The organism is uncultured Methanofollis sp., assembly GCF_937919355.1.
Classification (GTDB): Archaea; Halobacteriota; Methanomicrobia; order Methanomicrobiales; family Methanofollaceae; genus Methanofollis.
Genome location: NZ_CALFSA010000187.1, coordinates 1 through 11,273, shown reverse-complemented (window position 1 = coordinate 11,273; position 11,273 = coordinate 1). Strand labels below are relative to the sequence as shown.

The 11,273-nt window shown below is 60.2% G+C and carries 11 protein-coding genes and 1 pseudogene; 3 read left to right on the top strand and 9 right to left on the bottom strand.

Annotated elements, in window-relative coordinates; all coding sequences use genetic code 11:
* Positions 1-118: 118 nt before the first annotated feature.
* The 7 genes and pseudogenes from Q0520_RS09265 to Q0520_RS09235 all read right to left on the bottom strand — a co-directional run bounded on the left by Q0520_RS09265 (position 119) and on the right by Q0520_RS09235 (position 5,456).
* Positions 119-739, bottom strand: a complete 621-nt coding sequence (locus tag Q0520_RS09265) for a hypothetical protein (RefSeq protein ID WP_298669234.1) — start codon at positions 737-739, stop codon at positions 119-121.
* 20 nt (positions 740-759) lie between these two features.
* Positions 760-1,923 (bottom strand): hypothetical protein, encoded by a 1,164-nt coding sequence (locus Q0520_RS09260; protein WP_342765262.1) that lies wholly within the window; start codon positions 1,921-1,923, stop codon positions 760-762.
* 63 nt (positions 1,924-1,986) lie between these two features.
* A pseudogene (locus Q0520_RS12180) lies at positions 1,987-2,085 on the bottom strand (PEGA domain-containing protein); the annotation flags it as partial.
* 168 nt (positions 2,086-2,253) lie between these two features.
* Positions 2,254-2,643 carry an Hsp20/alpha crystallin family protein gene (locus Q0520_RS09250; RefSeq protein ID WP_298669231.1) on the bottom strand — a complete coding sequence of 130 codons (390 nt, stop codon included), beginning with the start codon at positions 2,641-2,643 and terminating at the stop codon, positions 2,254-2,256.
* Positions 2,624-3,256, bottom strand: coding sequence for an ArsR family transcriptional regulator (locus tag Q0520_RS09245; protein WP_298669228.1), 633 nt, complete (start codon positions 3,254-3,256; stop codon positions 2,624-2,626). Before Q0520_RS09245 ends, Q0520_RS09250 begins: the two co-directional genes overlap by 20 nt.
* A 41-nt stretch (positions 3,257-3,297) precedes the next feature.
* Positions 3,298-4,764 (bottom strand): IMP dehydrogenase, encoded by a 1,467-nt coding sequence (guaB, locus tag Q0520_RS09240; protein ID WP_298669237.1) that lies wholly within the window; start codon positions 4,762-4,764, stop codon positions 3,298-3,300.
* Between the two features lie 5 nt (positions 4,765-4,769).
* Entirely contained in the window at positions 4,770-5,456 is a 687-nt protein-coding gene (locus tag Q0520_RS09235) for a (5-formylfuran-3-yl)methyl phosphate synthase (RefSeq protein WP_298669224.1), read from the bottom strand.
* Between the two features lie 44 nt (positions 5,457-5,500).
* Here Q0520_RS09235 and Q0520_RS09230 point away from each other — a divergent pair, with 44 nt between their 5' ends.
* Positions 5,501-6,166 carry a HisA/HisF-related TIM barrel protein gene (locus tag Q0520_RS09230; RefSeq protein WP_298669221.1) on the top strand — a complete coding sequence of 222 codons (666 nt, stop codon included), beginning with the start codon at positions 5,501-5,503 and terminating at the stop codon, positions 6,164-6,166.
* On the top strand, positions 6,157-6,753 hold the full coding sequence (gene tmk / locus Q0520_RS09225) for a dTMP kinase (RefSeq protein WP_298669218.1): 597 nt from the start codon (positions 6,157-6,159) through the stop codon (positions 6,751-6,753). Before Q0520_RS09230 ends, tmk begins: the two co-directional genes overlap by 10 nt.
* 231 nt (positions 6,754-6,984) lie before the next feature.
* Here tmk and Q0520_RS09220 read toward each other — a convergent pair whose 3' ends face one another.
* Positions 6,985-7,164, bottom strand: coding sequence for a hypothetical protein (locus tag Q0520_RS09220; protein WP_298669215.1), 180 nt, complete (start codon positions 7,162-7,164; stop codon positions 6,985-6,987).
* 103 nt (positions 7,165-7,267) lie between these two features.
* Positions 7,268-9,859, bottom strand: coding sequence for a valine--tRNA ligase (locus Q0520_RS09215; protein ID WP_298669212.1), 2,592 nt, complete (start codon positions 9,857-9,859; stop codon positions 7,268-7,270).
* Between the two features lie 116 nt (positions 9,860-9,975).
* Here Q0520_RS09215 and Q0520_RS09210 point away from each other — a divergent pair, with 116 nt between their 5' ends.
* Positions 9,976-11,175 carry a DUF92 domain-containing protein gene (locus Q0520_RS09210; RefSeq protein ID WP_298669209.1) on the top strand — a complete coding sequence of 400 codons (1,200 nt, stop codon included), beginning with the start codon at positions 9,976-9,978 and terminating at the stop codon, positions 11,173-11,175.
* The last annotated feature ends 98 nt before the right edge of the window (positions 11,176-11,273 follow it).

The following is an 11,273-nucleotide window of genomic DNA, read 5'->3' as shown; positions in this document are numbered from 1 at the left end:
TCTATCGCCGGTTTCGTGAAGAAGTGATGGTGATGGGGAAGCCGGCCGCGTCGCCATCGGTGTCGGTGAGATCCGGGTCGGTGATGTGGCGGTTGCCGAAGATGTCGGGAAAAAATATTCAGGAATTGTTTTGCATCGCCTGCTTTTCTTTCAAGAGTTTCAGGGGGTGATTCCACCAGAAACTTTCAGGAGAGTACGGATCTTCAGCTTCGGGATAGTGCTCCAGGATTTCATCGACATTTTGCAGATATTTAGACCTGAATTCTTTGTCAAGGGGGGAGACTTTCGCTTTTATCTCGGTAAGATCATAATCCCTTTCCAATTCCATCAGTAATATTTCAATGGAACTGCGAATGGCTAAACTCTGTGGAATTTCAAACTCTAAAGGTTCCATATCCACAAAATTATCTATCATCCCGGGATAACCGCCAACAAATTGCTTTAAGTTGGAAAATAATTTTTCACGATAGTCGCGCCCTCTCTTCTTTTCCAATGCTACCAATTTCTGGGTTATTCTTTTGTATTCAACTCGAAAGTTCTCACAGTTGACTCCTCCCTCTTCGAGCAGGTGTATCCAAAAAGGAATAACGTGTTTTAATCCATAGGGGGCTTCGGTAGAATATCTCCCATATGCTGCTAGTTCGTCATAATGTTCGTCAGTCTCTCTGATCCTTATTTCGTAGTTGAGTAAGTCTTTTGGCAACTCTTTTTTTAATGTCTCTATTAGCATTTTGTCCATTTCTTACTCCCTCTATGTGTCTAGTTCAATCGGATCAGTCTATTAGCAATTTGTTGGTCAACATAATGTTTCCGGTCATTGTTAGGTCTAAAGAACGTCGTGAACAACCCATCCTTCGTTACACTCACGAACTCGTTGACACTGCGATCATAGACGACCAGCGTGTCGTACCCCTCCTGGTAGTACAACTCGACGTTGCCGTCTCTCCGGTTGGCAAGGGTTGTTGCCTTATCGAGGTACACCGATTTTGTAAAGGTCTCACCCCACTCGAATTGATCGAGTACGTGCTCTGTGTAATGTTTGTCCAGGTTTCCGGAAGCCGTGAGTTTTTTGGTCGGTGCCCACCCACCTTCACAGGCGTTTTCGAGCATCTTCCCGACACGGAAGAGGTTGACATCTCTCTTGTAGAGTTGAACGAGTGTTGAATCTGTCGCTCCGTGTGCCCTGAGCACATTGAGAACCTCGTCGCCGTAACTTGCCTTTAGCACGGTCAGCGCTTCGGTCGTCTCGTCGGAGTACTTGGTTACTCCGGCCATCAGTCCGACGGCAAGTTTGGCCAGCTCCGGATGCTTCCCCACAAACTTCCCGACGATGACCGCAACCTTCGCTCCGTCCCCGTAACCCGGGATCAGTGCGGCGAGGTTGAGGCCCGTGCCGGTGAGGTCGCCCCGCGAGATCGTCGTTGCGATGTCCCGCACGTCGCCGAGGACGATGACACCACTTGCGATCCAGCCGCCCAGATAGAAGATATTGTCGTGGTCGTCGGCGCCCCACTCCCCGAGGACCGCACCGAGGAGGAACTCACGGCCCATCTCCATTGAGCCGTAGCGCTCTTCGTAGACGAGGGGGTCGTAGTCGGGATCGACGTGCTCTTCGTAATCGGAGTGGCCGTCGCCGTCGGTGTCGGCCGACCAGAGATCGGTACCGATCTCCCACTCCAACGAATCGGAGAGGCCATCACCGTCGGTGTCCGCACAGAGCGGATCGCTCTCGATCGCATCCTCCAGATAGTCATCCAGCCCGTCCCCATCGGTGTCGGCCTTCGTGGGGTCGCTCCGCTGCTTGTGGTAGGTCTTGCCGTTCTCGGTGACTGGTTCTCCGGCCTCGTAGCCGTCGGAGAGGCCGTCGCCGTCGGTGTCGAGGAGGTCGGGATCGGTGGTGTGGTGGTTGCCGAATCCGTCGATGAAGCTGTTTTTCTCTTCGTCGTCGAGCAGGCCGTTCCCTTCCAGGTCGTCGTTGTTCAGGGTCGCGGTGAGGGAGGTCGTCCGGTCCTTCTCGATCGTCACGGTGGCGGTGAACGGGGCGTAGCCGTCCTTGAGGATCTTGACCTGCCGGGTGCCGACCCTGAGACGTTCGAGAGAGTGAGACTGCCCGTGGTCTCGGAGGTGGTCCCGTACTCGGCGCCGTCAATGAAGACCCGGGCGCCCGGCGGGGAGGAGGTCGATCAGTGTTCTACGAACCTCTCCCGGTATCTTCTCTGAGAGTGTCCCGGAATAAAAAATAAAAAAAGATTTTCAGGCCGCCTTCCCGGCCTTCCTGCAGACAATGTCAAGGATGCCGTGGTTGACCGAGTACGAACTCCCTTCCCCGTCGATGTCGACGTCAAGGTCGATCGTCTCCGTCGCATCGCCGACCGTCAATGTCACCTTGCGGGGACCGAACTCGGCCGCGACCTCTGCTTCTGGCGGGACCTCCGCCGTGACATAGACGCAGTCCTCGCTCTCGACCACCTCGTAGTCGATGCCGTCGTCGTCCTCAGGCATCTCCTCCTCGCGGTGCGGCGCCACGCCGCCGGCGATGATCGTGCACCCGATGATCCGCGGCGGTTCGCCGTTCTCACCCGTCATCTCGCCAAGGATCTTTGCCAGGGTCTTGAAAATTTCGTCATAAGGGTTGTTCGGCATAGGTAACACGCAGCATATACTCTTTCCCGTTCTGTTCGACGATCCCTTTTCCGATGAGGTCCTCGAGCATCGCTTCCACCGGCTCGGCCTCAAGGCCGGTGTACTCCTCGAGGTCCTGCAGGGTGAGGGTACAGTGGGCAAGGGCCAGCACCAGATCCATCTCCGTCTCGTTTGAGAGGATCTCCCTGCTGTACTTCACCACATCATTCATCTTGACCTCGATATCACGCTCGATCTCTTCGAGGTTTGCAATGAGACTGTCCCGCGTCCGGAGCATCTGAGCGAGCATGAAGAGTGCGGCAAGGTACTTCGCTTTCCTGCTCTCTCCAGGCCGGGGGAAGGGGGCCTTTTCGTCCCCCTCAAGCCTGACATCGACCCTGATCTCGCGTGCCAGACAATAATACTTCCGCCGGCGGTCATCATGGAACGAAGAGAGGATCTCCTCCTGTTCCATCATCTGGAGGTGTTCGATCACCGCCTTTGGGGAGATCATCAACTTGTTCGAGATCTCGGTGACAAAGCAGGGCTTCTGCCTGAGGAGATCGATGATCCGCCTCCTGTTCCTGTTCCCGAGGATATCAAGGAGGCGGGAGACTTCACCGTTGTCGAGCATCCTTACCTGATGTTAGTGTTCATAAAATATATATGTGGGTGTCAACCCATCAGCCGGTAGTTCGGGGCCTCGTCGGTGATCATGATGTTGTGCGGGTGGGACTCGCCCATGCCGGCCGCGGTGATCCTGACAAACTTCCCCTTCGTCCTGAGTTCCTCGATCGTCGCCGAACCCGTGTAGCCCATCGCCGACTTGAGGCCGCCGACGAGCTGGTACACCACATCAGAGACATTCCCGACATAGGGGATCGCACCTTCGACGCCCTCAGGGACATACTTGGTCCTGCCGATTCCCTTCTTCTGGAAGTAGCGGTCAGAGGACTCGCCGCCGCTCATGACGCCAAGAGACCCCATGCCGCGGTACTGCTTGTACTTCCGGCCCTGCATGGCGATCACCCGGCCGGGCGCTTCGTCTGTCCCGGCAAGGAGACTGCCCATCATCACGCAGTTTGCGCCTGCAGCGATCGCCTTGGCGATGTCGCCCGAGTAACGCACGCCACCGTCAGCGATGACCGGGATGCCGAGAGGCGCCGCCACGTCGGAGACACGTGCGATCGCCGAGACCTGCGGGACACCGACGCCGGCCACGATCCTGGTCGTGCAGATCGAGCCCGGCCCGATCCCGACCTTCAGACCGTCGACTGTGTCGGAGAGTTCAGATGCCGCCTCAGAGGTGGCGATGTTCCCTGCGACGACATCGGCCTTTGCGCTCGCCTTGATCTCGCGCACTGCCTTCACTACATGGAGGTTGTGGCCGTGGGCGCAGTCCACGATAAGTGCGTCCACTCCTGCCTCGTCGAGCATCATCGCCCTCTCGAAGTCGAAGGGACCGACAGCCGCAGCGACCCTGAGGCTCCCGTGTGCGTCCCTGTTTGCCAGGGGGTAGGCGCGCTTTTCCAGGATGTCCTGCATCGTGATGATGCCGAGCAGTCTCCCCTCGCCGTTGACGATAGGCAGGCGCTCGACCTTGTTTGCGTACATCGTCTCCAGCGCCGCTTCGGCGGTGACGTCCTCGCGGGCCGTGATCGGTGTCGCCGTCATGATCGAGCGGACCGCCTCCTTGCCCCGACGGTGGACGATTGCCCTGATGTCGCGGCGCGAGATGATACCGATAAGACGGCTGTTCTCGATGACAGGCACCCCGCCGATACCGTGCTTGTTCATCATCTCCTCCACCTGGGAGAGGGTGGCCTCAGGCCCGACGGAGAGCACCTCGCGCTCTATCAGGTCCTCAGCATGCTTCACCCGCCTGACCATCTCCACCTCGCGCTCGGGCTTCATGTTCCGGTGGATCACGCCGATGCCGCCGAGGCGGGCAAGGGCGATCGCCATCTCCGACTCTGTCACCGTGTCCATTGCGGACGAGACGATCGGGATATTCAGGGGAATGTTCTTCGAGAAGATGGCGTGGACATCGGCATCACTCGGTTCGACAGAGGACGCCGCCGGGACAAGGAGGACGTCGTCGAAGGTGAGGGCCGTGGGCACGTTCAGTTTTTCGGCATACATCATGCTCACCTGATCATGGCAAGTGCCTTTTCCACCAGTTCTGGGCGGATGGCATCATTACGGTTACCACCGCAGACCATGCCGCGCACCCCGATGATCTCGGGGTCGATGGTCTTGAGGGTGGTGAGGTCTTCAAATTTCAGCGAACCTGCGAGGGCGGTCCCAAGGCCGTTCTGGCGGTTCTTTTCTGTGAATGTGGCAAGAGTGTCCGCATCCATGAACGAGAAGGTGCTCCTCCCGTCCTTCCTGCCGGTATCGATCATGGCGACGTCGGCGCCAGCGTCTGCGGCAGCTTCGGCGGCAACAAAGGGAGAGATCGTACCGAGCCGCTCGTAATCCGAATAAGCGGCGATAACAACAGTCTTCTCGGGGAATTCGTCCTTGACCGCTTTCACAACAGCCTTGCTCAGTTCATAGGCTTTATCCCTGCCGTCGAACATGAGCCCGACCTTGATATAGTCAGCACCAGCGCACGCGGCCCCGTATGCAGCAAGGGCTGCGCCTCCCGGTTTGTAGTCAAAATCGCCTATGGCAGCACTGACCGGTTTTTCCGCAATCTCCTTGATCCCCCGGATAACCCAGGGGAAGTTGGCGCCGAGCGATCCTTCTGACGGTTTTTTCACGTCGATGATGTCGGCTGCGAGTGCGGATCGAGCCTCTTCAATACTGCTAGGGCTGACCAATAATCGCATAGGAATTAATGATCTTTAACCCTAATAGTGATTGCGTTGAAGTCATGGAATGTATTCTTGCAATGGACCTGAAGAGTGGGTCTGTCGTCCATGGGGCGAAGGGAGATCGGGAGACCTATGCCCCTCTCACATGGGGTCTGGCGCGGTCGGCCGAGCCTCTCGCCTACTGCGGGGACATAGCGCCGAAATACCTCTATATTGCGGACCTTGACCGGATCTGCGGCGTCGGCGACCACGAGGGTGTGATCAGACATCTTGCCGCTATGGTGGACCGCTGCTATGTTGACAGGGGGTGCCGCGGCCCGGCCGACCTGATGGACGGGGTCATCAATGTCGTCGGGACCGAGACCGCAGGGGAGGACCTCGCACGTTATCCTGGCTCTTTCCTCTCCGTTGATGTGAAGGGGGGGCGGGTGATCCCCTCGGGCGAGGCGCCGGTCGCCGTGCTGAAGAGGGCGGCAGACCTCCCCTTTGCCGGGTGCATCCTCCTGAACATCGGGGGCGTCGGCACGGGCTGCGGCCTGCCCGCCGACCTGGAGGATATCCGCGCCGCCTATCCGGGTCGTCTCCTCTGGGGTGGGGGTGTCGCCGGGGTGCGCGACCTCGACGTCCTTGAGGGCGCAGGTTTCGACGGCGCCATTGTGGCGACAGGCGTGCACAGGAGGACGATACCCCTCGCATGGGTGCGGGAGGGGCGGACATGCTCGTAACGGTTGAGGGGATTGACGGGAGCGGGAAGAGCACCCTCGTCGCCGGCCTTGCCGGGGCCCTCGCCGATCTCGATCCCGTGGTCACCCGCGAGCCTGGGGCCACCTGGGTGGGCAAGGCGGTGCGGCGCGCCATCGCCGAGAACCGCGACCCCGTCACCGAGTGCCTCCTCTTTGTCGCCGACCATGCCGCCCACCTCACGCACGTCGTGAGGCCGGCCCTCGCGGAGGGGGAACTTGTCATCTCAGACAGGTATTCAGACTCCCGGTATGCGTATCAGGCCGTGACCCTGGAGGGAACGATGCCCGACCCTGAAGGGTGGCTGCGGTCTGTCCACGCCCCCTTCACCGTCGTCCCCGATCTCACCTTCCTCTGCGTCCTCCCGGTGGAGGCGGCGGTCACCCGGCTCAAGGAGCACAAGGAACACTTCGAGGAGGCGACGGTCCTCGACGCCGTCCAGAAAAACTATCTCCGCTTTGCGGAGGCCGAGCCCGAACGCTTCGTCCTCGTCGATGCGATGCTCGAAAAAGAGGCGGTTCTCGACTTCGTCGCCGCCGAGATCAGGCGGCGTGTCGGGTCACGGCGATAACCCTTCGAGGATCACGATGACCCTCTTTTTGAGGAAAGATCATCAGGATAGGTGAGGGATGGCAATTTCCCATCGGGATTTCCTATTCTGTCTTCCCGGAGCTTATCCTGATTTGGAGGTTCGGGGGAACGACCAAAGTGAGTCAAGAAAACCGTAGGTTTTCGAGTTGCCCCCGGTCTTGAATTATGGGGAAAGCGGGGGATCCGCGCGTATCTCTGAGATCCGTGGAGGTCATTCCTCCTCGTCTGTCTCCTCTTCTTCATCATATTCCGACGTCTGGACTCCGAGGAGGACGAGGACGGCGCCGAGAAGGGCGAGGAGGCCACTCACTACAAGGTTGGCCGTGATGAACCAGAGGGCCGCGGCCGTGGCGAGGCAGGCAAGCCCCACGTAGAGTGCTTCCCGCGGCATTATGTCCCCTCTGTCTTTCGTCTGTACATAAAGGATCGTCCCTTTCAGGGAAGATAGATATTGCGGGCAAGGGATATGCGTTGAAAAAAAGGGGTGAAGGGCGTCACTCCCGCCGCAGGGTGACAGTGACCTCGCCGAGGGTGAGCACGTCCACAGACTCGCCCTCCACCTGGTAGGTGAAAGTCGGGGTGAAGGCGTTCTCCGGGACAGTCACCTCCTCGCCGTCGACGACGACGGTCGCCGGCGGGTTGACGATCATCTCTGGCGGCAGGGTCTCGACCGCCGCCATGAAAGCCTTCGCCTGCTTGCGGAGGGCCGGACCGATCACCGCCCTGTTGAACTCGACGCCGGACACGATCTTCTCCAGCTTCGGCTCGCCCGTCTTCCAGGCGACCGTCGCATTGAGGGCCCGCGCCACGTCGCCGCAGTCGTCGAGGGACTCGGGGGCATAGATGTTCATCCGGCCGAAGGGGGCGTTCAGGGCAAGGCCAAGGTCGTGCTTGTACCGCCTGAGGTCGGCTGTCAGGGCGACCACGTGGTCGCCGAGCATCTCGGCCTCCGCGTCCGCGAGGGCGATCTCGACCCACGGCTGCTTCAGGACAGAGCCCTCCCTGAACTGGGCCCAGCACTCCTCCGCGAAGTGCGGGGTGTAGGGGGCGAGCAACCTGCAGAGGGCGTCCATCGTGATGGTAAGGGCGCGGCAGGCACTCGCACGCTCGGGAGCGTCGGAGTAGAGCCTCCCCTTCACGAGTTCGATGTAGTCGTCCGCGAGGATGTTCTTCGTGAAGTCCCGGATCGCCTTGAGGCCCTGGTCGAAGCGGTAGGTCTCCAGGGCGTCCGTCACCTCGGCAACCGTCTCCGTCAGTTTTGCGAGGAGCCAGCGGTCCAGGAGTTCGGTCACCGGGGTGTCGTCGGCCACGGGCTCGCGCTCGAGCTGGGTGAGCACGAAGCGGACGATGTTCCACATCTTTGTCTGGAACCGGGAAGCGGCGACGACATCGTTCCAGTTGAACATGATGTCCTGGCCGGTGGCCCCGCCCATCGCACCCCACTGCCGGAAGGCGTCGGCGCCGTATTCCTTGAGGATATCCTCAGGCGGGATGATGTTGTTCCGGCTCTTCGACATCTTGAAACCGTCCTCGCCGAGGACCATGCCGTTCACCAGGATCTGGTCCCAGGGCCTCTGGCCGGTGAGGGCGACCGCTCTCAGGATCGTGTAGAAGGCCCAGGTCCTGATGATGTCGTGGCCCTGCGGCCTGATCTGCGCCGGGAAGAGGGCGGGCGTGCCGCTCCCGTCCCAGCCGGTGACATTCAGCACCGAGATGGAGGAGTCCATCCAGGTGTCCAGCACATCGTGCTCGCCGACAAATTCCTCTGACCCGCACTTCGGGCAGGGGTGTTTCGGTCTGTCCACCGTCGGGTCGATAGGCAGGTCGGCCTCGTCGGGGAGGACCATCTCGCCGCACTTCGCACAGAACCAGACCGGGATCGGGGTGGCGAAGATCCGCTGCCGGGAGATGCACCAGTCCCAGTCCATCGACTCGACCCAGTCCTGCAGGCGGGTGAACATGTGCTCTGGATACCACGTCACCTCCCGTGCGGCCTTCATGATCTCCTCGGGCTTGATCCTGATGAACCACTGCTTCTCGGAGAGGATCTCGATCGGGGTCTTGCACCGCCAGCAGGTACCGACCCGCTGCTGGATCGTCTCCTGCTTCTTGAGGATGCCCTGCTTCTCCATCTCGGCAAGGATCGCCTTGCGGCACTCCTGCGTGGTCATGCCCTCATACGGGCCGCAGATCGCTGTCATCCTGCCTTTCCGGTCGATGGCCTTCCTGAGGGGGAGGTCGTACTCCTTCCACCACTGGACGTCCTGCTTGTCGCCGAAGGTACAGATCATCACGGCGCCAGACCCAAAGGACGGGTCGACGGCCTTGTCCTGGATCACCGCCACCTCGTGGCCGAAGAGGGGCACCTTCAGGTGCTTCCCTGCGAGGTCCCTGTAACGCTCGTCGTCCGGGTGGACGGCGACGGCGACGCAGGCCGCGAGGAGTTCGGGCCTTGTGGTCGCGATCTCAAGGCCGTCGAAGTCGAAGTAGTTGAGCTTCGTCTCGCGCTCCCCGTAGGAGACCTCGGCAAAGGCGATCGCCGTCTCGCACCGTGTGCAGTAGTTCACCGGGTGCTCGCTCTGGTAGATGTAGCCCGCCTTCAGCATCCGCAGGAAGGAGAGCTGCGTCTTCCCGAAGTACTTCGGGAGCATCGTGATGTACTCGTTGCTCCAGTCAGTCGAGAAACCGCAACGCCGCAGGGTAGCGCGCATCTTTTCGATATTGCTGATGGTGAGGTCCCGGCACATCTTGCGGAACTCTTCCCGGGAGACGTCGTTCTTGGTGATGCCATGGATCTCCTCGACCTTCACCTCGGTGGGCAGGCCGTGGCAGTCCCAGCCCTGCGGGAACATTACGTTGTAGCCCCGCATACGCTTGTACCGTGCAATGAAGTCGATATAGCACCAGTTGAGAGCGTTTCCTATGTGGAAGTTGCCTGTCGGGTAGGGTGGGGGGGTGTCGATGATGAACCGTGGCTTTGTCGAGGTGCGGTCAAAGTAGTTGTCCTCGTCGCGCCAGGTGCGCTGCCACCGTTCCTCCACTTCCCGGAAGTCATAGGTCTTTGGGATCGTATGCGGGGATGACATCTTCCATTACTATTGGTTTCCAAGTTTTTAAATGAATATATAGCCCGCAGAATGGAGTCGGCACGTTTGTCCCGGACTGGAAAGTTCATCTCTTTCCGGTTCCAATAAAAGACTGAATGCATCAGGAGACTGGGCCTGCGCTTGCTGCGGTCCTTGCCATACTCGGGATCCTGGTAGCCCCGCATATCCAGCCTGCGTGGCTCCTTTCCCTCATTGTCGTCCTGGTTTCAGGGGTCCTCCTCCTGATCCGCGGGACGAAGTTTGTCGCCGTTTCGATCATCGTCACTGCGGTGCTCTACGGCCTCGGCCTCCTCTCCCTTGCGGTCTTTGCCTCGACTCTTGCGATAATCGTCCCCGGCGAGTACGCCTTCCGTGTCACGGGTGGAGGGCCGCGTTCCTATATCCCCTATGTCCTGACCGGAGGTGCGGGCGGACTCCTGGCCATGTACTATGTGGGCGTCTTCTCCCCGCTGACTGTCCTCATCGGTGTCCTTGTTGCGGTGCTCCTCCGCGCCGCTCTCACGGGCAGGGAGGACGCCCTGATGATCGAAGCCCTGGGCGTGGCGATGGCGCAGCAGCTCTTCTACGAGATCGGCTATGACGTGGAGGTGGGAGTGCTTGCGGCGGCGGCGTTCATAGGCCTGACCTTCGGCTACTTCGCCTACCACTTCAAGACCGCCGACCTTTCCGGCCTCTTCTCCGGGGCGATCATCGGCCTCCTCCTCATCGTCTTTGCCGATGTCCGCTGGTTCTTCATCATGCTCGTCTTCTTCATCCTGGGTTCCGCGGCGACGAAGTTCAAATACCGCGAGAAGGACGCCCTCGGCGTGGCCCAGTCCCATGGCGGGGTGCGCGGCTACTTCAACGTCTTTGCAAACGGCCTTGTCGCCACGGCCGGGGCGGTGCTCTACGGCATCACCGGGCACGAGGCTTTCATCGCCCTCTTTCTCGGGAGCGTCGCCTCCGCGGCTGCGGACACCGTTGCCTCGGAGATCGGGGTGATGGGCGGCGACCCGTACCTGATCACCACTTTTGAACGGGTGCCGCCGGGCACGAACGGCGGGGTGACAGTCCTCGGCGAGGTCGTGGCCACCGGTGCGGCGGTCGTCGTCTCTCTCTCCGCCCTCCTTCTCGGCGTCGTCTCCCTCCCCCTCGCGGTCGTCGGGGTCGTCGCCGGTTTCATCGGCACGAATGTGGACAGCGTCGTCGGGGCGACGCTCGAGAACAGGGGGGTCTTCGGGAACGCGGGCACGAACCTCGCCGCCACCTTTGCCGGCGGCGTGGCGGCTTTTTTGCTTGCGCTGCTGGTGGTCTAGAGAGAAGGCTCATACGACAGACGAGGCAGTCGCGATTGGTCTGAAGTCTCTTGCGATCCTCCTGGAAAAAGGGGGAGGAGATCTCGTGCGGGAGGGAT